This window comes from Stappia sediminis, assembly GCF_009826895.1.
Lineage (GTDB): Bacteria > Pseudomonadota > Alphaproteobacteria > Rhizobiales > Stappiaceae > Hongsoonwoonella > Hongsoonwoonella sediminis.
Genome location: NZ_WUMV01000003.1, coordinates 24,595 through 46,281, shown reverse-complemented (window position 1 = coordinate 46,281; position 21,687 = coordinate 24,595). Strand labels below are relative to the sequence as shown.

Below are 21,687 nucleotides of genomic sequence, written 5' to 3'. Positions count from 1 at the left end.
TAACTTGCCAGAACAACGTAAGATGGAGGTGACGCCGATGTCCGGCCTACCGTTCTACCGCAGGGAGCGCGGCGAGCATCCGCCGGCCTTGACGCCCGGCTACAAGAGTTCGGTGCTGCGCGCGCCGTTTCGTCCGCTCGTCTCGCCGGAACAGACCGAACTCGACATGACCGGGCCGACCTTCGGCCACGGCATGCTCGGCCCGCTCGATAACGATCTCATCCGCAATGCCTCTCAGGGCGGAGAGGCGCTCGGCGAGCGCATCATCGTTCATGGCCGCGTGCTGGACGAGAATGCGAGGCCCATCCCGAACGCGCTGATCGAGGCCTGGCAGGCGAATGCGGGCGGGCGCTACGCCCATACCAACGACGGTTATCTTGCCCCGCTCGATCCGAATTTCTCCGGCTGCGGGCGCACGATGAGCGACGGGGACGGCTACTATCGTTTCCGCACCATCCGCCCCGGCCCCTATCCCTGGCCCAACAACGGGTCGGACTGGCGCCCGGCGCACATTCACCTGTCGATCTTTGGCGAAGCCTTTTCCCAGCGCCTCATCACCCAGCTTTACTTCGAGGGCGATCCGCTGATCCCGCTTTGTCCGATCGTCAACACGATCCCCGATCCGGACGTGATCGAGCGGCTGGTGGCCAGGCTCGACTTCAAGAACCAGATGCCGTTCGACAGTCTCGCCTATCGGTTTGACATCGTGCTGCGCGGACGCCGGCAGACCTACTTCGAAAACAGGGAGGAGGGAGCGTGATGACGAGGGAACCTCAGAAAGACGGCCGCCTCAAGGAAACGCCATCGCAGACGGCTGGCCCATACGTCCACATCGGCACCGCGCCGCAGTCTATCGGCCGTGAGCCGCTGCCCAACCAGCCCGGCCCGGTCGCCTATGACGGCGCGGATTCGATCACCATCGAAGGCGTCATCTACGATGGCGCGGGCGAGCCGGTTCGCGACGCCATGGTCGAATTCTGGGGCGCGGACGCTCAGGGCCGCACCGGCGAGCATGGGCTTTTCGGGCGCGCGACGTCCGATTTCAAGACCGGCGAATTCCGTTTCCAGACGGTGAAGCCCGGCCAGATGAAGGAAGGCCTGGCCCCGCGCATCGATTTCCTGATCTTTGCGCGCGGCATCAACCTCCACCTTCACACGCGCATCTATTTTCAGGAGGATCAGGCGCTCGTCGAGGCCGATCCGGAACTGCGGCGCGTCGCGCCAAAGTCCCGTGCCACGCTGATCGCGCAGAGGATTGACGGCGGAGCGAAGGCGGCCTACCGCTTCGATGTCAATCTCCAGGGCGAAAACGAAACCGTCTTCTTCGACGTTTGAGGAGCTTCATGAGCAAGCCTTGCATCATCACCGTCGCGATCACCGGATCGCTTCCGAAGAAGAAGGACAACCCGGCGGTGCCGGTCACCGTGGAGGAGCAGATCGCCTCCACGCGCGAGGCCTATGAGGCGGGCGCTTCCCTCGTTCATGTCCATGTGCGCAACGAGGACGAGACCCCGACCTCGGACCCCGCGCGGTTCAAGGCGTTTCTGGATGGCGTGCGCGAAGCCTGCCCCGGCATCATCGTCCAGTTCTCGACCGGCGGGCGCTCCGGCGTCGGCTCGGAGCGCGGCGGCATGCTTTACCTGAAGCCCGACATGGCCTCGCTGTCGACAGGCTCCTGCAACTTCCCGACCCGGGTTTACGAGAACCCGCCCCAGCTTGTCGACGAGTTGGCCGCGAAGATGCTGGAACATGACGTGAAGCCGGAGATCGAGGCCTTCGACCTATCGATGCTTTATCAGGCCATCGCGATGAGCGAGGATGGGCGGCTGAAAAAGCCGCTGCACGTCCAGTTCGTGTTTGGTGTGAAAAACGCCATGCCGCTGGAGCGAAGGGCGCTGGAGTTCATGGTCTCCGAGCTCAATCGCCTTCAGCCGGAAGCGACGTGGACGGCCGCCGGCATCGGTCGCGGGCAGCTTGAGGTCAACCGCTGGGCGCTCGAACTCGGCGGCCACTGCCGCACCGGGCTGGAGGATAACGTCCGCCTCGACCGCGATACGCTGGCGCCGTCGAACGCTGCTTTGGTCGAGCGTGTCGTCGCCCTTTGCCCGGAGTATGGCCGCCGGCCCGCGACCGTTCAGGAAGCGCGCGACCTGCTTTCGCTCCCGCAGGTGTGATCGATGGCGATATCCCCGCTCGATTCCACCCTCTATTCCGGCCTCTTCGGTGATTCGGAAGTCGCCAACCTTCTGTCCGACGAGGCCGAACTGAGGGCGATGGTCGAGGTGGAAATCGCGCTCGCCCGTGTCCAGGCGCGGCATGGGCTGATTTCGGCGGAAGCTGCGAAAGTCGTCGAAAACACCCTTTCCGGCGTCGAAATCGACCCGAAAGTCTTTCTCCTCGCCACCACGTCGGCCGGCGTGCCCGTTCCGGGCCTCGTCGCGAAATTGCGAGAGATTTCAGGGGGTTCGGCGGCGGATAGCCTGCATTTCGGCTCAACCTCGCAGGATATCGTCGATACCGGCCTGATGCTCCGCCTGAAGCGGATAATTGGATTATTCGAGCATAGGCTGAAATCGCTGGTCGGGGATATCTCGGCTCTCGCCCGCGAACACCGCGCAACGCCCATGGCCGCCCGCACGCGGGGGCAAATGGCAACGCCGATAAGCTTTGGCCTGCGCGCCGCAAATTGGGCGCGGGACCTTGCGCGCGAGCTTCACGCTTTGCGGGAAATCGCGGAAAACGGCTTGTTTCTGCAGTTTGGCGGCGCTTCGGGTGATCTCGCAGCCATGTCGAAGGATCGCGCTTTATTGCGCAGGATCGAGGCGGATCTCGCCGGGGATTTGGGGCTCAAATCCTCCGCCCCATGGATGACGGGCCGCGCACCGTTTCTCGATATCGCGACCCGCTTTACCGCCATCACGAATACCACCGCCAAGATCGGTGCCGACGTTCTGATCGGCACGCGCAGCGAAATCGGCGAATTTGACCTTGCGGATTCAGGCGGCTCCTCGACCATGCCGCAGAAGAAGAACCCGGTGAAGGCCGAGGTTCTGGTCGCCCTCGCCCGCCTCAACGCGAGCCTCCTCGGCGCTCTCGCGGCAACCGGCGTTCATGCGGAAGAGCGTGACGGTGCTTCCTGGATGGGGGAATGGCTCACTTTGCCGCAAATCGCCGCGGCAACGGGAGCAAGTCTCTTGAGGGCGCAGGAACTCATCTCCGGCCTGAAGCCCGATCTTGAGCGCATGAAAGCGGCGATAGATGCCTCGAACGGGTTGATGCTGGCGGAAGCGGCAAGCTTCGCGCTGATGGAGCACATGCCCCGTTCGGAGGCCCAAGCACTCGTCAAAAAGGCTGCAAATTCAGTTCGTTACAGCGGAAAGCATCTTCTCGATGAAATCCGCCATCTTACCGATGCCAAGGTCGATTGGGATGCGCTCCGCTCAAGCGTCAAAACCGCCGACGCCGCCGCCGACATGACGGACAGATTGCTGGAAGAAGCCGAAATACCATTGATCGAGAGCTGACTTCTTCCAGGCTCAAATCCCGTAGTCTCGTCGGTGTCGGGCTTTTCGGTTCAGGAGGACTTGAGTGTCCCGGTAGGATCGCCGCAAGTCTCGAGTTCCGAGGCCGTTTGCTCTTTCTCGCCTTCCGTGCCCGTATCGTCGAGCAGAACGGCATCCATAAGTTCATCGACATTGGCACTATGGAACATTCTTGACGTCGCGATAAAGTCGAGCGGATTTAGCATTTCACTTCTCCCTTATGGTTGCGGGGCGGCCCGCACAGGCAAAGGCAACAAGGGCCTGAACCGTGCTGGCCTTTCGCCGCCGCATTCTCAGATGGGTGAAACCCCGCCTGGCTTTGCTTCGCTGGATGCAGGCCGTGCCAATGTCCGAAGCAGGCCTTCATTCGCGACGATCTCGTCTTTCAACCGCAGCTTTTCGCGCTTCAAATTGCGCAAAGCAGTCGTATCCGGAGCAGGGCGTTTGTTTTCTGCCGCGACCAGAAGTTCCAGAATTTGATGACGTCCGCGAAGAGCATCTATCCGGGCGGCAAGGCACCCTGGTCTGATCGAAGTCTGTAGGTTCATGATGTTTTGCCTCCGAAACTTGCGGGTTCAGCCAAGCGGTTTGTGATGCGAATTCGAACGAGCTCCCAGCTTTTCGACGTGAACCCAACGCATCTGTTCGCCGATTTCCGAAAGAAGATCCGGCAGGCGGCGCTCCGCTTCGTCGACCGGCTGAACGGCTTTGAAGCGGCAGCCGAAACGGGAAACGGATGCGTTTCGAGCATCCCGGTTCGGCCAGATCACCACGCCACGGTGGACGATTTCCACGAGCCGGTATGCGCCGTAGGAACCGACAAACTGCAGGGTGCTTGCCAGAGATTCGACTGAACCCCGCCATTCGACAACGATCTCGACATCGCGAATGCGCCGATCGTCATATGGCGCGCTTCCGGGGACGTTACCGGCTCGGCCGGTAGTCTCGACACGCGACTTCCCGATCCTGTTGCGGGGGTCCTCAAAGGGGAGGATCGCAGGTCTGTTGCTATGTATTGCCTCCTGAACGGAGGTTCGCCTGCGCGCGTCGTCGTACATTGCGGGTCTCCTTTCCTCTAATCCAAGTCTAGAGGACACATGGGATTGCCGCCTTCGCTAATCGATCCTATTTCATTAGAAATTTCGATTGAAAAAACCTATCGAAACTGTTCGACAGGAAGAAGGTGCATGGATCGCACTCCAACGCTCAAGCAACTCCGGTATTTTGCGGCTCTTGCGGACGCCAGGCATTATCGGATTGCAGCAGAACGGGTCGGCATCAGCCAGCCGTCTCTTAGCCTGCAGATTAGCAACCTGGAGGAAATATTGCGTCTGGAACTGGTTGAGCGCGGACGCAGTGGTGCGGTTCTGACCCCCGTTGGGCGGGAAGTTTTGGTGCGCGCCCGCCGGATTGTCGAAGAAGTTAGCGCGCTCGTCGAGATTTCGGATACGCTTAAAACCGGCATGAGCGGCACGATCAAGCTGGGCTCAACGCCAACGTTAGGGCCCTATATTCTGCCCAATGTCGTTCGCCTCCTGCATGCGCGGTTTCCGGCATTGAAGCTCTTCATTCGCGACGGGGCGCCTCGCGATCTTCTTGAGGATCTTCAGGCCGGAGTGCATGACATTATTCTGACCCAGTTGCCTGTCCAGTCCGGCGACGTCGTGGTTCGGCGACTTTTTCGGGAACCTCTGCAACTGGCCGTGGCGAGAGATCATGCGCTGTCCACTAATGATAATGTCGTCGATCGCGATCTTGCGGGCGAGGATATCCTTAACCTCAGCAGCGCTTTCACGCTCCATAGCCAGATCGTGGCACTTTGCCGGGAGGTTGGCGCGAATCTTCGCCAGGATTACGAGGGCACGAGCCTCGATGCGTTGCGCCAAATGGCGGCGATGGATATGGGACTGGCGTTTCTTCCTTCGCTCTATGTGCGTTCTGAAGTCCCGATTGATGACGGCGATGTGCACGTCTTGCCGTTCCGGCAGGGCTCTTTCACACGCTCGGTCGGGCTTGCGTGGCGCAAGACATCGGGAAATCAGGAAGGATTCGAAAAGCTCACGGAGATCATCCGTTCCGTCGTCCGTTCCGATTTCAAGGGTCTCGTGAGCGTCGAGACTTGAAGGTGCCGCCTGTCGGCGCGGCGGAGCTTAATCACGCCCGCTCTACCGCGCCGACTAGTAGGGCAATCCCACATAGCTCTCCGCCAGAGATGTCATTGCCGCCCTTGAGGAGAACAGGTAATCCAGTTCCGCGCGCTGCATTTTCGCGCCGAATTCGCCGTCTTCCGGGAAGGTGTGGAGCAGTTTCGTCATCGTCCAGGAGAAGCGTTCCGCCTTCCAGACACGGGAAAGCGCGCGTTCCGAATAGGCTTCCAGTCCCGCCTCGTCGTTCTTCTTGTAGAAGTCGATCAGCGCATGGGAGAGATAGTAGATGTCGGAGGCCGCGAGGTTGAGGCCCTTGGCGCCCGTCGGCGGCACGATATGCGCCGCATCACCGGCGAGGAACAGCCTGCCGTAGCGCATCGGTTCGGCGATGAAGCTGCGCAAGGGCGCGATGCTTTTTTCAATGGACGGTCCGGTCGTCAGGTTCGGCAGGACTTGTTCAGGCAGGCGCTTTGCCAGCTCCTCCCAGAAGCGGTCGTCCGGCCACTCCTCCACGTGTTCGGCCAGCGTGCACTGCACGTAATAGCGGCTGCGCGTCATGGAGCGCATGGAGCAGAGCGCGAAGCCGCGCTCATGGTTGGCGTAGATGAGTTCATCGGAAATCGGCGGAACGTCCGCCAGAAGTCCCATCCAACCGAAGGGATAGACCAGCTCGTATTCCTTCAGGACATCCACCGGAATGGACTTGCGCGACACGCCGTGGAAGCCGTCGCAGCCGGCCACGAAATCGCAGTCGATGCGATGCGTTTCTCCATCCTTTTCGTAGGTCACGTAAGGTTTGTCGCCGGTGAGTTCATGCAGCGCGACGTTTTCCGCTTCATGCACCACCTTGCCGCCCATGGCGTCGCGCGCGTCGTAAAGGTCCTGGGTCACCTCCGTCTGGCCGTAGACCATCACGCTCTTGCCGCCGGTCAGCCCCTCAAGGTCGATGTGGTGAAGCTTGCCGCCATAAGCGACGTCGAAGCCCGCGTGCACCAGCCCTTCGCGGTCCATTCTGGCTGAAACCTGCGCTTTGCGAAGCAGGTCCACCATGCCCTGTTCCAGCACGCCGGCGCGGATGCGGCCGAGAACGTAATCGCGGCTTTTCCGCTCAAGGACGATCGTCTCAACGCCCTTCAGATGCAGAAGCTGGGAAAGCAGAAGGCCGGCGGGGCCGCCCCCGACGATTACGACATCCGCGCGCATGGTACTCCTCCCGCCGGAAACCGGCGTAATTGGGTTTGTTGATCAGGAAAATGCACTTCGCGGCTTTACTTTGGAATGGAAGTATCGAACCAATAATTGGATGAATCGTGCATTTTCGAATATTCCCGATTATGGCCTCTACGGCGAGCCAGCCGGGCCCGGCCTGCCGGACGTCTTGCATGTGGAATCGATTTCCGCGCGTAGCAGTGCGCGGAGATGGCGGATTTCGACGCATCGCCACGCAGCACTCCACCAGATATTCTGGATCGAGTCGGGAGGTGGGGTGATAAGTTTCTCCGATATGGAGAAATCGATCACGCCGCGGACATTGATAAACATTCCGGCCGGCGTCGTGCACGGCTTTCGCTTCGCCCCGCAAACCGAGGGTGCGGTGATCACCGTGCCGCTTGAGGTTTTCGCGCCGATCCGCGCCGAACTCGACCCCGGCGGCCTGCTTTCGCACGCGGCGCTTCGCAGCGGCATTGCGGAAAGTCCGCCTGCTTTGGCCGAAATGTTTGCCGAGCACGGCGCGGTGCGGCCGTTTCGTGCAGGCGCGCTCAAGGCGCATGCCGGGTTGATCGCCGCCTGGGCCGCGCGCCAGATCGTGCCTCACGCGCTCGCCCCCGATACCGGGGATAACGCCGGGGCGCGCCTTTTGAAGCGTTTCCAGGCGCTCGTCGAACATCGTTTCACCGAAAAGCACGGGCCCTCTAATTATGCGGATGAGCTTGGCGTGACGACGGCGCATCTGACCCGCATCTGCCGGGAACATCTCGGCAAACCGGCCTCGCAAGTGTTGCGGGACCGGCAGATGCTGGAGGCCCGGCGCCTGCTTGCCTATACGCAGATGACGGTTGCGGAAGTGGCGGATCGCCTGGGCATTTCCGATCCGGGGTACTTCTCGCGGCTCTTTTCGGCGCAAATGGGCCTGTCGCCGCGCGCCTTCCGCCAGGGCTTTACCGACAGGCCATCGTGACGTGCGGTCAAAGCGCTTTTTTCAGCTGCTTGCAGAGGGTTTTCAGCACCGTCACCCTCGCGTGGCGCTTGTCTTCGGCGGAAACGAGCGTCCAGGGTGCGGCGGATGTCGACGTGCGGTCGATCATGTCTCCCGCCGCCACCGCGTAGGCGCCCCATTTCAGGCGGTTTCGCCAGTCCTCGTCGGTGATCTTGAACTGTTTGTAGGCGGTTTCCTCGCGCGCCTTGAAGCGGGCAAGCTGCTCCTCCTCGCTGATCGCGAGCCAGAACTTCGCGACGACAATATCGTCCTCCACGAGTTGCCGCTCGAACTCGTTGATTTCGTTATATGCGCGCATCCAGTCGGCTTCGGTGCAATAGCCTTCGATGCGTTCCACCAGCACGCGCCCGTACCATGACCGGTCGAAGATCGCGATACGCCCCTTTCGCGGGATCCGGCGCCAGAAGCGCCACAGGTAGGGCCGCGCCTTTTCCTCGTCGCTGGGGGCGGCGATCGGGTGCACCTTGTAGATGCGCGGGTCCAGCGCCCGTGTCGCGCGGCGGATCGAGCCTCCCTTGCCGGCGGCATCATTGCCTTCGAAGGCCGCGACAAGCGCTGTATCGCGGAACTTCTTCTTGTCGGTGAGCGTGGCAAGTTCCTGCTGCCAATGCTCCAGCTCCTTCTCGTACTCGTCCCTGCCGAGCTTCGCGGAAAGATCTATCGCGTCGAGCGCGCTCCGATGGCTGGTGCCGGCAACGATCGCGGGGGCCGCGATCGATTCCGGCTCCGGGCGTTCAAGCCGGTATCTGAGCGCCGAATTGATGATCTGGCCGAGCGCGATATCGCGATATTCCTCGTCAAGCGCGGGGATCACGTACCAGGGCGCTTCTGCGGTGGAGGTTCGCATCGCTGCTTCCTCGACCGTCTCCCGCGCCGTTTCGTCGCCCATGAAGCGCGTCCATTCCTCCAGAATATGGCGCACCCGGCGGCTTTTCTTGGCCAGCGCCTTCATCCGCTTTTTCTGTTCGTCGAGCGGCAGATCGAACCAGAACTTGAGGATCAGGACGTTTTCATTGAAGAGCATTTCCTCGAATTCGTTGATCCGGACAAGCTCCAGTTCGTATTCGCTTTTCGAGCATTTGCAGGTCGCATGCCGGCGCATGGGCAATTGGTACCAGGAGCCGACGACGATCGAGACCTCGCCCTTTTCCGGCAGGTCGCGCCAGAAACGCCAGAAGGGCGGGCGCAAGCGCTCTTCCTCCGTCGGCTCGCCGTAGGCGTTGCAGGCCAGATGGCGCGGGTCCATCCATTCGTGCAGCCTTGAGATTGCTTCGTTCTTGCCCGCACCGTCCATCCCGGCGATGACGAGGAGAACGGAAAACTTCTTTTCCTCGATCAGCTGCAGCTGCGCTTTCAGGAGGTCGGTGCGCAGGTCCGGTTCCAGCTGCTTGAAGTCTTCTTTCGACAATGTTTGCGGCATTTCGGCGGATTTGAACATTGGGTAAGGTTCCTGCGCGGTAACAGCCAATTTCCAGCGTTTCCTAACGTTAGAATATTCGAAAAATTCCTGAAATGCGTATTCGGGATTGGCGGGAGGCGTTCCAGTTCGTACATGTCTCCTGATCGTTTCAACGAGACGCAAGACCGGCGCGTGACAGACATCCTCCAGCAACTCGTCAATTTCATCGGCGAGCATCCGCTACTGGCCAACTTCGTGGTCTTCATGATCGCGATGGGAGAGGCGCTGTTCCTCATCGGCCTCGTGGTTCCCTCCACCGTGGTGCTGGTAGGTGCGGGCACGCTTGTCGGCCTCGGCAAGCTCGATCCATGGCCGATTTTCATATGGACCATGCTGGGTGCGATCGCGGGCGATGCCGTTTCCTATTGGGTGGGGCATATATACAAGGGCCAGCTCAAGACCGTCTGGCCGTTCAACCGCTACCGTGCGCTGGTGGAACGCGGGGAGGAATTCTTCCTTCGCCACGGCGGCAAGAGCGTCTTTATCGGCCGCTTCGTGCCGGGTGTGAAGGCGATCGTGCCGGGAATTGCCGGCATGGTTGGAATGAACGCCACCCGTTTCACGGTGATAAACGTCGTCTCGGCGTTCTTCTGGTCCATAGCGCATCTCGGCCCCGGATTTATCGCGGGCACCGCCTTCAGCGCCGTCGGCGAGGTCAGCGGCCGGCTGGCGACGGTACTCGGCGTTCTCGTCGGCATCCTCTTCGTCGCCGTCATCCTCGGGCGCTGGCTCATCCTGATTGTCCTGCCGTTATTCGCAGGCAGCCGCACGGCGATCTACTCCAGGCTGGCGGAGAAGGAAGGCAGGTTCGCCGGTTGGCTGGCGAAAGTCTTCGATCCCGAGCACCCGCGCTCGGCGGGCATGCTTGTCTCCGCATTCCTGCTGCTCGTCACGCTTCCGGCCTTCGCGGCGATTTCGCTCGCGGTCATGCCGAGCGGCAATTCGATGGAGCGCGCCGATACGGCGATCCGCAATCTCTTCCTGTCGCTGAGAACACCCATCGGCGACGACATCATGGTGTTCATCACCATGCTCGGCGACGGGGTGGTGACGTCCATCACTACAGCCGTCATCGCCATCTATCTCTTTACCCGCCATGCCTGGCGGCGCGGCACGGGCTTCCTTATCGCGATGGCCGCCACGGCGCTCTTCGTGCCGCTGTTCAAGCTCCTCTTCCACCGTTCCCGCCCGCTCGATCTCTTCTATACCGGGGCCGATGCCTTCTCCTTCCCCAGCGGACATGCGACGATCAACACCGTTCTCATCGGCATCGCCATGGTTCTGGTCGCCCATGACCGCTCGCCGCTCGTGAAGGCCGGAATTTTCTCGGTCGGCATCGTCTATATTCTGGCAATCGCCTTTTCGCGCATATACCTCGGGGCTCACTGGTTTTCCGACGTCATCGGCGGGTTGGCGTTCGGAACCGCGATGGTGTCGGCATTCGCCTTCGTCTTCGGCTCGATCCACAATGAAAAGATCGGCCGCTGGTGGCTTGCCGGCATCGTCACGGTGACGATAATCGCGGTCGGCGGCAATCATATCGACCGCAGCTTCGACACCGCGCGCTGGGACTACGCGCCGCAGGCGCCGATCGTCACCATGAGTGAAAAAGACTGGCTCGGCGGCGGATGGAAAGAGCTGCCGGCGCGGCGGATCGAACTCAACGGCGAGACGGAGGAGCCGCTGATCCTGCAATGGACCGGCGATCTCGCTCCCCTCCAGGAGGAACTCGTCTCGCTTGGCTATGCGCGGGCTCCGCGCTGGTCGCTTGCCACGCTCACGGGGTTCCTTGTCGGCCAGACGCCGGCAGACGCCCTGCCGGCGCTGCCGCGCACGCACAACGGCCGCGCGCCTTCGATCGTCCTGATTCGCGAAGACGGGGAGGAAAAGGGGCGATGGGTGCTGCGCCTGTGGCCGACGATCTACCGGATCGCGGACGGCGGCTTGCCAAGGCAAGTCTACGTCGCCTCGCTCATGCACGAGCGTGTCGAGTATCCGCTCAACGAGCTTTCCACGATCCGCACCGACCGGGAAGAGCCGGAACAAGGCGACAATCCGCTGATGCTGCTTCCGGGAACCCTCATGAAAACGCGGGCGAACGGGGCGGAGGTGGTGCTTGGCGGGTTCAGGGAATAAGGCAGTCAGAGCGCTTTCCACGAAAGCGGGATCGCTTGCGTGATAAGAAATCGCTCCAGAATCAATATCTTGAGAATATCCTCGTCGCGAAATCCGGTGCGGATTTCGCGGGATATGCTCCAGCAACCTTCAGCTATGGGCACCCTTGATAAGGGCGATCGCTTCCTGAGGGTCGAGACGCCCGTCGTAGAGCGCGCGGCCCGAGATCGCGCCTTCCAGGATCGTGCAATCCGGCTGGAGCATGCGCTTCACGTCTTCGATGGAGGCAAGGCCGCCGGAAGCGATGACGGGGATGGAGACCGCGCGGGCAAGCTCCAGCGTCGAGTCCCAGTTGATGCCCTTCAGGACGCCGTCCCGGTCGATATCGGTGTATATGATCGCGGCAACGCCCGCGTCCTCGAAGCGTCTGGCAAGTTCGATGGCCGTCAACTGCGATGTCTCCGCCCAGCCCTCGACGGCGACCTTGCCGCCGCGCGCGTCGATGCCGACGGCGATTCGGCCGGGATGCGCCTTGCAGGCTGCAACGACGAGGTCGGGATCGCGAACGGCAACGGTGCCCAGGATCACGCGGGCGATGCCCTTCTCAAGCCAGGCTTCGATCTGGGCGAGCGAACGGATGCCGCCTCCGAGTTGCACCGGGTTCTTCGTCGACTTCAGGATCGCCTCGACCGCTTCGCCATTGCGGCTTTCGCCGGCGAATGCTCCGTCGAGATCGACCACATGCAGGCGCTCGAAGCCTTGTTCCTCGAAAAGCCTCGCCTGTGCCGCGGGGTCATCGTTGAAGACGGTCGCCTGCGCCATGTCGCCGAGCTTTAGGCGTACGCACTGGCCGTCCTTCAGGTCGATCGCGGGAAAGAGGAACATTGGTAATCTGCTTTCGTTCTGAAGGTGACTTAGGATTCAGACCCTAGGGCGCCCAGTTCAGGAAATTGGCGATGAATTCAAGGCCGAGCGTCTGGCTCTTTTCCGGGTGAAACTGGGTGCCAACCATGTTGTCGCGGCCGACAATGGCGGTAACCGCGCCACCGTAGTCGGTCGTGGCAATCACATGCGCAGGGTTGCTGGCCACAAGCTGATAGGAATGGACGAAATAGGCGTGCAGACCCTGCGGGCCGGTGTCTATGCCTTCCAGCAGCGGGTGCGGGCGAGCCTCGTCGATCGTGTTCCAACCCATATGCGGGATCTTGAGGGTGGGATCGTCCGGCTTGATCTCCACCACGTCGCCCGGAATCCAGCCAAGGCCTTCCACCGTCTCGAATTCAAGGCCGCGCGCCGCCATCAGCTGCATGCCGACGCAAATCCCCAGGAACGGCCGACCCCTGTCGACAACGGCTTCGTTCAGCGCCTCGATCATGCCGTCGACGGCGGCAAGGCCGCGCTTGCAATCGGCAAAGGCGCCAACGCCCGGAAGGACTATACGTTCGGCCTTGGCCACGAAATCCGCGTCATTCGTCACACGCACGTCGGGAACATGCGCCGTCTCTCCGGCGGCGCGCTCGAAGGCCTTGGCGGCGGAGCGGAGATTGCCCGAGCCGTAGTCGATAATTGCGACTGTCATTCGTTAAGTTCCGTTTCGTCCCAGCGTCAGCCCGACGACGCTCTCTCCGCCCACGCGGGGCGCGACTCCCGCCGTGCGGCGAGGCCGGTTTTCCGTGTGATCGGCAGTATGGTTCTCCGGGCGGCCAGCCGGGGTGAGGTAGCCTGAGAAGAAGCGCACTTCCGCCTCGTCCCTGTCCGCCCCGGCGACGGCACCGGCAAAATTCCAGCCGCGCCGCTCCATCGTCCAGCGGCGAAGGTTGTTCGCCTCGAAAGCGAAAAGAAGCGCGAAGAGCGTGGCCGAAATGCCGGTCGCAGGCCCTCCGAAAGCGAAGGAAAGAGCTTCGATCGCAACAGCGATTGCCAGGTACGCGAGGAAGACGAGCCAGAGCCGGTGCCAGAGCGTCCAGATCATGGGAATGAAAAGCGCCGGCCAGCAGAAGCCGTCCTTGATGAAAAGCGTGCGGTCCGCATCGCTTTCGGTGAAAGCGTCCGGGCTGGTGTCCGGCGGCGTCAGTACCGCGTAGATCGTCATCTCCTCACCCTCCGAGCTGGCCCTTGGTGGAGGGGATGCGGCCCTCCTGGCGCGGGTCGGGTTCAATCGCCTTGCGCAGGCAGCGCGCGACCGCCTTGAAGCAGGTTTCGGCGATGTGATGGCTGTTGGAGCCATCGAGGTTGGCAACATGCAGCGTGATACCGGCGTTCATCGCAAGTGCGCGAAAGAACTCCTCGAAGAGTTCTGTATCGAAATCGCCGACCTTTTCGCGCGGAAACTCCACCTGCCAGACGAGGAACGGCCGCCCCGACACGTCGATGGCGCATCGCGTCAGCGCTTCGTCCATTGCGAGATGGCAATCGGCATAGCGCGTCAGGCCCTTCATGTCGCCGAGTGCTTGTCTCAAAGCCTGCCCGATGGCAATGCCGACGTCTTCCGCCGTGTGGTGAAAATCGATGTGCGTATCGCCCTTGGCGCGGATTTCCATATCGATGAGCGAATGGCGCGACAGCTGCTCGAGCATATGGTCGAGGAAGCCGACCCCGGTTTCGATATCGAAAGTGCCGGTTCCGTCCAGCGTCAGCTTGACGGAAATATCGGTTTCCTTGGTCGTGCGCGTGATCGTTGCGGAGCGCATCTGCCAACCCCCAGGCTCGAGTATCCGCTTCGGCGGAATATTCCGCCAAGCGCGTGGCGTTTTATCAGGCAAGGGTATGCATTGAAATAGCTTACGATCATTTACCTGCTGGCCAAGTAACGTTCGCAGCGTTATCAGCACATCGAATTCCCGCCACGGCGAGCAACCGGAGGATTTCGCATGCCCTTCAAACCGAAGACCGCGACCGACCGCCTGATTGTCGGCCTCGACGTGCCGACAGTGGATGAGGCAAGGGCAATCGTTGCCGAAACCGAAGGCGCGGTCGGCGTCTACAAGATCGGCATGCAGCTTCAGTTCGCCGGCGGTCTGGCCTTCGCGGAGGAACTCGCGCGCAAGGGGCACAGGATATTCCTCGACGTCAAGCTTTTGGATATCGACAACACGGTGGCGAGCGCTGTGAAAAACATCGCGAAAATGGGCATGAGTTTCGTGACGATCCATGCCTACCCGAAGGCGATGCGCGCCGCTGTGGACGCCTTGGGCGAAACAGGCGCGGAGCTTTGCCTGCTCGGCGTGACCGTTCTGACGTCGATGGATCAGCGGGATATCGAGAAGGCCGGATACGCCGGAGAGCTTGGCGATCTCGTTCGCTCAAGGGCCACGGATGCAAGGCTCGCGGGAATGGGCGGCATCGTCTGCTCGCCGCATGAGGCGGCAAGCCTGCGGCCGGTGATCGGCGATGACATGGCGATGGTAACGCCGGGCGTGCGCCCGGCTGGCTCTGCGGCGGGCGACCAGAAGCGCATCATGACCCCGGGGGATGCCATTCGTGCTGGCGCGGACTACCTGGTGGTGGCGCGGCCTGTTGTGCGGGCGGAAAACCGGCGCGCGGCGGCGGAAGCGATCGTGGAAGAAATCGCCTCCGCGCTCTGACGGCGATTATTCGGAAACCGCGCTCGTCAGGTGGTCGACGGCGGCCTGAACGCCGCCCCTGCCGTGGGGAACCTTAAGCGCCGCAAGGCCCATCTCTATGGCGCCGAGAGTGCCGATCACCATGGGTGCATTGACGTAACCCATGTGGCCGATGCGGAAGCCCAGGCCGTTGATCTCGCCGATCGTCCCGCTGAGCTTGACGTTGCAGGTCTCCTCGCAAAAGCGCATGAGCGCTGCTGGGTCGAGGCCCGGCGTCAGCACCACGGTCACGGAATTCGACCGCTCGGCTTCCTCGAGAATGTTCATCTCCAGCGCGCCGTCCTTCGCCCAGACGTTCACCGCCTTGCGAACGGCTTCGCCCAGTAGCCTGTGCCGGCGGTGCGAGGCGTCGAGACCCTCCTTCATCAGGATGTCGAGCGCTTCGCGGAAGCCGAAGAGAAGATGCTCCGGCGGCGTGCCGCAGTATTTCTGGTAGTGCTCCTCGCCAAGGCGGAAGGTCCAGTCCCAATATTGCGTCTTGAGGTCGGCGTGCTCATGCGCGGCGAGCGCCTTTTCGTTCGCCGCGACAAAGGCGAGGCCGGGCGGCGTCATCAGCCCTTTTTGCGCGCCTGTGAGCGCCACATCCACGCCCCATGCGTCCATCTCGAAGGGAACGCAGCCGAGCGAGGCGATCGTATCGACCAGGAAGAGCGCATTGTGGCCGGCGGCATCGATAGCCTTTCTCAAGCGCGCGATATCGTTGATGACGCCGGAAGCCGTATCGACCTGCACGACGAGCACGGCCTTGATCGCACCGTCACGGTCGGCATCCAGACGGGCTTGCAGCGCCTCGGCGTCCACGGCCTTGCGCCAGTCGCCGGGTAGAATCTCCACGTCCAGGCCGAGCACGGCGGCCATTTCGCCCCAGCCGCGCGCGAAGCGGCCTGAGTCCAGCACGAGAACCTTGTCGCCCCGCGATAGGGTGTTGGTGAGTGCCGATTCCCAGCCGCCATGGCCGTTCGAAGCGTAAATGAAGGTCTTGCCTTGCGTCCTGAAGATCGTTTTCAGGTCGCGCAGGCAGTTGTCCGTCAGCTCCACCAGTGGGCCGACGTAGATGTCGACCGCCGGGCGATGCATGGCGCGAAGCACTTCTTCGGGCACGTTCGTCGGCCCGGGGATCATCAGAAAGGGGCGGCCTGTGGCAAGCGTCATGGTCGGTCGTTCGCCTCGTGAAAATGAAGTGCATCAAATAGCGCGGGCAGAGCGATTTCAAAAGAGCCGGTTAGACGACATTCTTTTCGACCACCGGGCGCATATCGGCGATGCGGGCATGGTCGAGAGCGGAAAGGTCGAGGTTCCTGTAAGCGCCGTGAACGATCAACTCCGCGATGCCGCGCCCCACTGCGGGCGCCTGCTGCAGGCCGTGGCCGGAAAAGCCGCACGCCAGATAAAAGCCCGGAACGGCGGTGGTTTCGCCCAGGATCGCGTTGTGGTCGAAGAGGTTCACATCATAGTGCCCGGCCCATGCCGCGCCCGGCTTGATCGCCTCGAACGCGGGAACCCTGTCGGCGAGCGTCGGCCATAGCGCTTCCTCGAAGAAGCCGTGGTCCACGTCGAAGTCGTCGGCCTCCACATCGGGATCGTTTTCCGGGACGCGACCGCAGATGAAGCCGGTTCCCTCGGGCCTGACGTAAGTGCCGGTCGGGTCGATCAGCAGCGGGCAGCCTTCGACCGGCTCCCGGCAATCGAAGTTGAAGATCATTCGCTTGCGGCGGTGGATGGGAAGCTCGATGCCGAGATCTCGGGCAAGACTGACAGCTCCCGCAGATCCCGCGGCGTTGACGAGCTTGCCGCATGCGATTTGCGTGCCGTCAGAAAGGGCAAGAAGAAAGCCGTCGCCCGAGCGTTCGGCGCGTTCCACGGCAGCGGCACAATAGGGCACGCCGAGCGAGCGCGCTTTCTTGCGGAACGCCTGCATCAGCCCGTAACCGTCGAACCAGCCTTCGCCGGACCTTCCCCAGCAGCCTGCGGCAATTCCTTCGACATTGAGCCATGGGAAGCGCTTCGCAAGGTCTTCAGGCTCGAGAAAGAGGATATCGGCACCGAGACGCGTCTGCCGCGCGTGGTTCTGTTCCAGGATTTCCCGCCTGTCGGGCGTGGCGAGGAAAAGATAGCCACCTTCGTGCAGGCCGATATCGGGGACATCGCCACCCACGGCGAGCCTTGTTCCGATATCGCGGAGAAACTCGATCCCGTAGAGCGAGATTTCAATGTTGGTGGGATCTGAAAACTGCTGGCGGATCGAGGCGGCGGAAAGCGTTGATGCGCAAAACCGGTAGGACGGATCCTTCTCCAAAACCAGTATTTTGCCGGCAAAATCAGGGTCCATCGCCAGATGGCAGGCGATGGAAGAACCCGTCACGGCGCCGCCGACGATCGCCACGTCGGCCGTCTCGATCTTCATTGTGTCGGTCTCTGGAGACTGTGCGGCCGGTGCCGCGAGATTTATGGAATGTGAGCTATGCCATGCGGCAAAACCGTGGTAGGTGCACACCCCTACCAAGTCAAGTTTTCGGGCCCGGCGACCGGGAAAACGGTGGTCGGCCCTTACGGAAATATTGAGGATCGAACCGTGAACCTCCATAGCGATCTTTCGCCTTCCAACGATCAATTGTCGAAATTCACAAGGCTGCGCAGGCTTCTGACCGGCGAAGGCACGAATTTCATCATGGAGGCTCATAACGGGCTTTCCGCAAAGATCGTGGAGGAAGCCGGTTTCGACGGTATATGGGCGTCCGGCCTTTCGATTTCCGCGGCACTTGGCGTGCGCGACAACAACGAGCTTTCCTGGACGCAGGTTCTCGACGTTCTCGAATTCATGTCCGACGCCTCGTCCCTGCCGATCCTCGTCGACGGCGACACAGGCTACGGCAATTTCAACAATTTCCGTCGCCTTGTGAAAAAGCTCTGCCAGCGGCAGATCGCCGGCGTGTGCATCGAGGACAAGGTCTTCCCGAAAACGAATTCCTTCCTCGCCGACAACCAGCAGCTTGCCGAGATCGACGAGTTCTGCGGCAAGATCAAGGCCGGCAAGGATACGCAACCCGATGACGATTTTTCCATCGTCGCGCGCATCGAGGCGCTGATCGCCGGCCGAGGAATAGACGAGGCCCTGCGCCGCGCGGAAGCTTATGCGGAAGCCGGGGCGGACGCCATCGTCATTCACTCCAAGAAATCCGATCCGGACGAGATCCTGACCTTCTGCCGGTCGTGGGACCACCGCATCCCGGTCGTGCTGATCCCGACGAAATACTACCGCACGCCCACGCAAACGATGAAGGATGCCCGGGCGTCTTTGATCATCTGGGCGAACCACAATCTGCGCGCTTCCATTCAGGCGATGCGCGATACATGCGCGACCCTGATGCGCGACGAAACGCTTGTCGATGTGGAAGCCGCCGTCGCCCCGCTGAACGATGTCTTCACGCTTGCCGATGCCAGCGAGCTGGAAGAGGCGGAGAAGGTCTATCTCGCCGGCGGGCCTCAGGTGGAGGCGGTCGTGCTCGCCGCCTCGCGCGGCTCCGAGCTTGCGGAACTGACCGAAGACAAGCCGAAATGCATGCTGAACGTGCGCGGTGAATCGATCCTTGCCCGCCAGGTCAAAGCCTTGAAGCGTGTCGGCGTTTCCGATCCGACGGTGATCGCCGGTTATCGCGAGGAGGCGGTTGACCTTGCCGGTATCCGCAAGGTGGTGAACGCCGACTACGGGTCGACGGGTGAGGCGGCGTCGCTCGCGCTTGCCGGGGATGCGCTCTCCCGCGACTGCATCATCTCCTATGGCGACGTCGTCTACCGTCCGTTCTTCCTGAACCTCCTGATGGAGCGCCAGGAGGATTTCGTCATTCTGGTGGATCCGGACTGGAAGGAGCACCGGGAAGAGCGCAGCCTCGACAGCCGCGACATGGTCAGGCTTTCGGTGCCCTACGACCAGGCGTTCGACGGCGGTGAGGAGCCGCATCTCGTCGATATCGGCGAGAACATCGACGGAGCCGATGGCGAATGGGTTGGCCTGTTGCGCACCTCGGCCAACGGCTCGCGCAAGCTGAAGGCCGAGCTTGAGCGCATGCGCGAAGAAGGCACGCTCGCCAAGGCCGATATCGGCACGGTGCTGAAACGGCTCGTCAAGAAAGGCGAGACCGTGGCCGCGATCTATGTGTCGGGCAACTGGATGAACGTCAACGACCTGCTCGATCTTGCGCAGGCGCGAAACGCCATGTGATCGCCCGTCATGATCGAAGCCAGGGAATTCATCAAGGAAGCCGGCCGTAACGGCATCGACTTCTATGCAGGCGTGCCCTGCAGTTTTCTGACACCGCTGATGAACGCGGTGATCGGCGCGCCGAACGCGCGCTATGTCGGCGCGACGAGCGAAGGCGAGGCCGTGGCCATCGCCGCCGGCGCGTGGCTTGCGGGCAGGAAAACCGCCGTGATGTGCCAGAACTCGGGCCTCGGCAATGCGGTCAACCCGCTGACCTCGCTCAACTGGCCGGCCAGGATACCGACGCTGATGATCGTCACGTGGCGGGGCGAGCCGGGCCTCGGCGACGAGCCGCAGCACGAACTGATGGGCGAGATCACCGGGGCGCTGCTCGACACGATGAGGGTTGCCAGGGCCGCCTTTCCCGCCGAAACGCCTGAGGTCGCGAGCCGCCTCGAAGAAGCCTGCCGCTACATGGAGCTTGAGCAGTTGCCTTTCGCTTTCGTGCAGGCAAAGGGGACGGTAGCGAAGTCGAAGCTCGATCAGGCGCCGGTAACGGCGCGGCCACGGGCGGAGATCGCCGGTACGTTTTCCGGCCGGGAAGCGCCAAGGCGCATCGACGTACTGGAGAGGATCAACGCCAACGCGCCGGCGGGCGCGGGCCTGATCGCGACCACGGGCTATTGCGGGCGCGAGCTTTATACGCTGGGTGACGCGGCGCGAAACTTCTACGTCGTGGGGTCCATGGGCGGCGCGAGCGCGATCGGCCTGGGTGCCGCGCTCAACAGCGGGCGGGAGATCATCGTTCTTGACGGGGACGGGGCTGCGTTGATGAAGCTCGGCAACCTTGCGACCATCGGCGCGGAAGCACCTGAAAATTTCACGCATATCGTTCTCGACAATGGCATGCATGAATCCACCGGCGGCCAGATGACGGTTTCGGAAGGTGTCGATTTCGCGGAAATCGCGCGGGCATCGGGTTATTCCCATGTGGTCCGTTCGGATTCGCTCTCAAATCTCGACGAAGTCCTGCAAAGCGCATTTTCCGCCAAGGGGCCGCGTTTCGTGCATGTGCGGGTTTCTCCGAGCAAGGTCGAGAATTTGCCGAGACCGAAAGTCACCCCGGCGGAGGTCGCAAGACGGTTCCGCGACTATCTGTGCGGTGGCGAACGGGCATGAGCGACATTCGCGAACCTTTTCTGCTGACGCCCGGCCCGTTGACGACGTCTGCGCGCGTCAAGCGCGCGATGCTGCGCGACTGGGGATCGAGGGACGAGGAGTTCCTCCACCTTTCGCAGAAAGTGCGCTCCGGCATTTTGAAGATCGCGGGCGCTGGAGAGCGTTTCGCGGCGGTTCCGCTGCAAGGCAGCGGCACCTATGCGGTCGAGGCGATGATCGCCAGTTTCATCGCTGATGACGCCGGCGCGCTCGTTCTGGTCAATGGGGCTTATGGCCGGCGCATCGTCGAAATCGCCGAGCGACTGGGCAAGCGCATTTCCGCATACGAAGTCGCTGACGACAGTTTGCATGATCTTCAGGAAGTGGAACGACGCCTGGCGAGTGACCCGGACCTTCGCACCGCCATCGTCGTGCACTGCGAGACGACGTCCGGACTGCTCAATCCGCTTGAAGAGATTGCGGCAACCGTAAAGCGGCACGGCAGGGGCCTTCTGGTCGATGCCATGAGCAGCTTCGGTGCGCTTCCCCTCGACGTCGAAGCGCTGGACATCACCGCTCTCGCCGCTTCATCGAACAAATGCCTGCAGGGCGTGCCGGGGCTTTCGTTCGTTCTTGCGCGGCGCGAAGAGCTTGAAGCGGCAGCGGGCCGCGGTTCGTCGCTCGTCCTTGATCTTTGCGCCCAGTACCGGCAACTGGAGGTGGATGGTCAATACCGCTTTACGCCACCTACGCATGTAATCGCGGCCCTTGCCGAAGCTCTCGACGAATTGACCGAGGAGGGCGGACCACCGGCGCGCTACGCACGCTACAAGAAAAATTGTGAACTCTTGATCGAAGGCATGCGTGAACTTGGGTTTAAAACGGCATTGGCCGACTCGCTGCAGGCACCGATCATCGCATCGTTCCGGGAGCCGGAGGAAGACTGGTTCTCATTTGAGATTTTCTACAATGCTCTCAAGCAAAGAGGCTTTGCGATATATGCAGGGAAGATGAAATCCGCCTCTACCTTCCGTATCGGAACCATAGGCGCAATCGATCCACAGACGATTACGCAGTTCCTGCAAATCGTGCCTCTCGTGATTGTTGAAATGAAGGCTGGATTGTTGCATCAATCACAACAGATGCCATCAAACTGAGATGAAAACAGTCAACAGAACTCGACATCGGCGACGATGTCATATATCGGAAACATTTATCCGACGTGCC

At 61.7% G+C, this 21,687-nt stretch carries 22 protein-coding genes; 11 read left to right on the top strand and 11 right to left on the bottom strand.

What is annotated here, in order from left to right:
- The first annotated feature begins 22 nt into the window (after window positions 1-22).
- From pcaH to GR183_RS07095, 4 genes are read left to right on the top strand one after another with little or no spacing between them, the layout of a single operon-like run.
- Window positions 23-760: a protocatechuate 3,4-dioxygenase subunit beta gene (gene pcaH / locus GR183_RS07110; RefSeq protein ID WP_376765762.1), complete on the top strand. Its 738-nt coding sequence runs from the start codon at window positions 23-25 to the stop codon at window positions 758-760.
- The gene (gene pcaG, locus GR183_RS07105; protein WP_160774929.1) at window positions 760-1,335 is read left to right on the top strand and encodes a protocatechuate 3,4-dioxygenase subunit alpha; all 576 of its coding nucleotides are present in this window, start codon (window positions 760-762) and stop codon (window positions 1,333-1,335) included. Before pcaH ends, pcaG begins: the two co-directional genes overlap by 1 nt.
- 8 nt (window positions 1,336-1,343) lie before the next feature.
- Window positions 1,344-2,174, top strand: a complete 831-nt coding sequence (locus tag GR183_RS07100) for a 3-oxoadipate:acetyl-CoA acetyltransferase (RefSeq protein WP_160774928.1) — start codon at window positions 1,344-1,346, stop codon at window positions 2,172-2,174.
- 3 nt (window positions 2,175-2,177) lie between these two features.
- Window positions 2,178-3,524 (top strand): lyase family protein, encoded by a 1,347-nt coding sequence (locus tag GR183_RS07095; protein ID WP_160774927.1) that lies wholly within the window; start codon window positions 2,178-2,180, stop codon window positions 3,522-3,524.
- 50 nt (window positions 3,525-3,574) lie between these two features.
- On the opposite strand, the gene GR183_RS07090 is transcribed toward GR183_RS07095, so the two are convergent.
- From GR183_RS07090 to GR183_RS07080, 3 genes are all read right to left on the bottom strand, one after another.
- Window positions 3,575-3,712 carry a hypothetical protein gene (locus GR183_RS07090; protein ID WP_160774926.1) on the bottom strand — a complete coding sequence of 46 codons (138 nt, stop codon included), beginning with the start codon at window positions 3,710-3,712 and terminating at the stop codon, window positions 3,575-3,577.
- Window positions 3,713-3,835: 123 nt separating this feature from the next.
- On the bottom strand, window positions 3,836-4,090 hold the full coding sequence (locus GR183_RS07085; RefSeq protein ID WP_160774925.1) for a YdcH family protein: 255 nt from the start codon (window positions 4,088-4,090) through the stop codon (window positions 3,836-3,838).
- Window positions 4,091-4,117: 27 nt separating this feature from the next.
- Window positions 4,118-4,600: a hypothetical protein gene (locus tag GR183_RS07080; RefSeq protein ID WP_160774924.1), complete on the bottom strand. Its 483-nt coding sequence runs from the start codon at window positions 4,598-4,600 to the stop codon at window positions 4,118-4,120.
- Window positions 4,601-4,639: 39 nt separating this feature from the next.
- Between GR183_RS07080 and GR183_RS07075 the strand changes: the two genes are divergently transcribed.
- Window positions 4,640-5,665 carry a hydrogen peroxide-inducible genes activator gene (locus tag GR183_RS07075; RefSeq protein ID WP_208999782.1) on the top strand — a complete coding sequence of 342 codons (1,026 nt, stop codon included), beginning with the start codon at window positions 4,640-4,642 and terminating at the stop codon, window positions 5,663-5,665.
- Window positions 5,666-5,719: 54 nt separating this feature from the next.
- Here GR183_RS07075 and pobA read toward each other — a convergent pair whose 3' ends face one another.
- Window positions 5,720-6,892: a 4-hydroxybenzoate 3-monooxygenase gene (gene pobA, locus GR183_RS07070; protein WP_160774923.1), complete on the bottom strand. Its 1,173-nt coding sequence runs from the start codon at window positions 6,890-6,892 to the stop codon at window positions 5,720-5,722.
- Between the two features lie 100 nt (window positions 6,893-6,992).
- Here pobA and GR183_RS07065 point away from each other — a divergent pair, with 100 nt between their 5' ends.
- Window positions 6,993-7,868: a helix-turn-helix domain-containing protein gene (locus GR183_RS07065; RefSeq protein ID WP_160774922.1), complete on the top strand. Its 876-nt coding sequence runs from the start codon at window positions 6,993-6,995 to the stop codon at window positions 7,866-7,868.
- A 7-nt stretch (window positions 7,869-7,875) separates the two neighbouring features.
- Here GR183_RS07065 and pap read toward each other — a convergent pair whose 3' ends face one another.
- Window positions 7,876-9,345 (bottom strand): polyphosphate:AMP phosphotransferase, encoded by a 1,470-nt coding sequence (gene pap / locus GR183_RS07060; RefSeq protein ID WP_160774921.1) that lies wholly within the window; start codon window positions 9,343-9,345, stop codon window positions 7,876-7,878.
- A gap of 114 nt (window positions 9,346-9,459) precedes the next feature.
- Between pap and GR183_RS07055 the strand changes: the two genes are divergently transcribed.
- Complete coding sequence (locus tag GR183_RS07055; RefSeq protein ID WP_202395900.1) at window positions 9,460-11,502, top strand: bifunctional DedA family/phosphatase PAP2 family protein; 2,043 nt, start codon at window positions 9,460-9,462, stop codon at window positions 11,500-11,502.
- A gap of 129 nt (window positions 11,503-11,631) precedes the next feature.
- Here the strand turns inward: GR183_RS07055 and hisA are convergent, their stop codons facing one another.
- The 4 genes from hisA to hisB are packed head-to-tail and all read right to left on the bottom strand — an operon-like array spanning window position 11,632 to window position 14,171.
- Entirely contained in the window at window positions 11,632-12,366 is a 735-nt protein-coding gene (gene hisA, locus GR183_RS07050; RefSeq protein WP_160774920.1) for a 1-(5-phosphoribosyl)-5-[(5-phosphoribosylamino)methylideneamino]imidazole-4-carboxamide isomerase, read from the bottom strand.
- 43 nt (window positions 12,367-12,409) lie between these two features.
- Window positions 12,410-13,060, bottom strand: a complete 651-nt coding sequence (gene hisH, locus GR183_RS07045; RefSeq protein WP_160774919.1) for an imidazole glycerol phosphate synthase subunit HisH — start codon at window positions 13,058-13,060, stop codon at window positions 12,410-12,412.
- Between the two features lie 3 nt (window positions 13,061-13,063).
- Window positions 13,064-13,573, bottom strand: a complete 510-nt coding sequence (locus GR183_RS07040) for a DUF2628 domain-containing protein (RefSeq protein ID WP_160774918.1) — start codon at window positions 13,571-13,573, stop codon at window positions 13,064-13,066.
- A 4-nt stretch (window positions 13,574-13,577) separates the two neighbouring features.
- Window positions 13,578-14,171, bottom strand: coding sequence for an imidazoleglycerol-phosphate dehydratase HisB (gene hisB, locus GR183_RS07035; RefSeq protein WP_160774917.1), 594 nt, complete (start codon window positions 14,169-14,171; stop codon window positions 13,578-13,580).
- Window positions 14,172-14,351: 180 nt separating this feature from the next.
- Here hisB and pyrF point away from each other — a divergent pair, with 180 nt between their 5' ends.
- Complete coding sequence (gene pyrF, locus GR183_RS07030) at window positions 14,352-15,065, top strand: orotidine-5'-phosphate decarboxylase (RefSeq protein WP_160774916.1); 714 nt, start codon at window positions 14,352-14,354, stop codon at window positions 15,063-15,065.
- Between the two features lie 6 nt (window positions 15,066-15,071).
- Here the strand turns inward: pyrF and GR183_RS07025 are convergent, their stop codons facing one another.
- Both GR183_RS07025 and GR183_RS07020 read right to left on the bottom strand, forming a co-directional pair.
- Entirely contained in the window at window positions 15,072-16,256 is a 1,185-nt protein-coding gene (locus tag GR183_RS07025) for a pyridoxal-phosphate-dependent aminotransferase family protein (protein WP_160774915.1), read from the bottom strand.
- A gap of 70 nt (window positions 16,257-16,326) precedes the next feature.
- A complete protein-coding gene (locus GR183_RS07020) occupies window positions 16,327-17,508 on the bottom strand; it encodes an NAD(P)/FAD-dependent oxidoreductase (RefSeq protein WP_160774914.1) in 1,182 nt (393 codons plus the stop codon).
- A 168-nt stretch (window positions 17,509-17,676) separates the two neighbouring features.
- Here GR183_RS07020 and aepX point away from each other — a divergent pair, with 168 nt between their 5' ends.
- Genes aepX through GR183_RS07005 form a run of 3 tightly spaced genes read left to right on the top strand, consistent with a single transcriptional unit; the run spans window position 17,677 to window position 21,617 of the window.
- Window positions 17,677-19,323, top strand: a complete 1,647-nt coding sequence (gene aepX, locus GR183_RS07015) for a phosphoenolpyruvate mutase (protein WP_202395899.1) — start codon at window positions 17,677-17,679, stop codon at window positions 19,321-19,323.
- Window positions 19,324-19,332: 9 nt separating this feature from the next.
- Window positions 19,333-20,481, top strand: a complete 1,149-nt coding sequence (gene aepY / locus GR183_RS07010) for a phosphonopyruvate decarboxylase (RefSeq protein ID WP_160774912.1) — start codon at window positions 19,333-19,335, stop codon at window positions 20,479-20,481.
- Window positions 20,478-21,617 (top strand): 2-aminoethylphosphonate--pyruvate transaminase, encoded by a 1,140-nt coding sequence (locus GR183_RS07005; RefSeq protein ID WP_160774911.1) that lies wholly within the window; start codon window positions 20,478-20,480, stop codon window positions 21,615-21,617. Before aepY ends, GR183_RS07005 begins: the two co-directional genes overlap by 4 nt.
- The last annotated feature ends 70 nt before the right edge of the window (window positions 21,618-21,687 follow it).

What these genes read in the sequence shown, in the direction of transcription:
- pcaH (WP_376765762.1), top strand. Translation starts at nt 23, where the DNA reads ATGGAGGTGACGCCGATGTCCGGCCTACCGTTCTACCGCAGGGAGCGC.
- pcaG (WP_160774929.1), top strand. Translation starts at nt 760, where the DNA reads ATGACGAGGGAACCTCAGAAAGACGGCCGCCTCAAGGAAACGCCATCG.
- GR183_RS07100 (WP_160774928.1), top strand. Translation starts at nt 1,344, where the DNA reads ATGAGCAAGCCTTGCATCATCACCGTCGCGATCACCGGATCGCTTCCG.
- GR183_RS07095 (WP_160774927.1), top strand. Translation starts at nt 2,178, where the DNA reads ATGGCGATATCCCCGCTCGATTCCACCCTCTATTCCGGCCTCTTCGGT.
- GR183_RS07090 (WP_160774926.1), bottom strand. Translation starts at nt 3,712, where the DNA reads ATGTTCCATAGTGCCAATGTCGATGAACTTATGGATGCCGTTCTGCTC.
- GR183_RS07085 (WP_160774925.1), bottom strand. Translation starts at nt 4,090, where the DNA reads ATGAACCTACAGACTTCGATCAGACCAGGGTGCCTTGCCGCCCGGATA.
- GR183_RS07080 (WP_160774924.1), bottom strand. Translation starts at nt 4,600, where the DNA reads ATGTACGACGACGCGCGCAGGCGAACCTCCGTTCAGGAGGCAATACAT.
- GR183_RS07075 (WP_208999782.1), top strand. Translation starts at nt 4,640, where the DNA reads ATGGGATTGCCGCCTTCGCTAATCGATCCTATTTCATTAGAAATTTCG.
- pobA (WP_160774923.1), bottom strand. Translation starts at nt 6,892, where the DNA reads ATGCGCGCGGATGTCGTAATCGTCGGGGGCGGCCCCGCCGGCCTTCTG.
- GR183_RS07065 (WP_160774922.1), top strand. Translation starts at nt 6,993, where the DNA reads ATGAATCGTGCATTTTCGAATATTCCCGATTATGGCCTCTACGGCGAG.
- pap (WP_160774921.1), bottom strand. Translation starts at nt 9,345, where the DNA reads ATGTTCAAATCCGCCGAAATGCCGCAAACATTGTCGAAAGAAGACTTC.
- GR183_RS07055 (WP_202395900.1), top strand. Translation starts at nt 9,460, where the DNA reads ATGTCTCCTGATCGTTTCAACGAGACGCAAGACCGGCGCGTGACAGAC.
- hisA (WP_160774920.1), bottom strand. Translation starts at nt 12,366, where the DNA reads ATGTTCCTCTTTCCCGCGATCGACCTGAAGGACGGCCAGTGCGTACGC.
- hisH (WP_160774919.1), bottom strand. Translation starts at nt 13,060, where the DNA reads ATGACAGTCGCAATTATCGACTACGGCTCGGGCAATCTCCGCTCCGCC.
- GR183_RS07040 (WP_160774918.1), bottom strand. Translation starts at nt 13,573, where the DNA reads ATGACGATCTACGCGGTACTGACGCCGCCGGACACCAGCCCGGACGCT.
- hisB (WP_160774917.1), bottom strand. Translation starts at nt 14,171, where the DNA reads ATGCGCTCCGCAACGATCACGCGCACGACCAAGGAAACCGATATTTCC.
- pyrF (WP_160774916.1), top strand. Translation starts at nt 14,352, where the DNA reads ATGCCCTTCAAACCGAAGACCGCGACCGACCGCCTGATTGTCGGCCTC.
- GR183_RS07025 (WP_160774915.1), bottom strand. Translation starts at nt 16,256, where the DNA reads ATGACGCTTGCCACAGGCCGCCCCTTTCTGATGATCCCCGGGCCGACG.
- GR183_RS07020 (WP_160774914.1), bottom strand. Translation starts at nt 17,508, where the DNA reads ATGAAGATCGAGACGGCCGACGTGGCGATCGTCGGCGGCGCCGTGACG.
- aepY (WP_160774912.1), top strand. Translation starts at nt 19,333, where the DNA reads ATGATCGAAGCCAGGGAATTCATCAAGGAAGCCGGCCGTAACGGCATC.
- GR183_RS07005 (WP_160774911.1), top strand. Translation starts at nt 20,478, where the DNA reads ATGAGCGACATTCGCGAACCTTTTCTGCTGACGCCCGGCCCGTTGACG.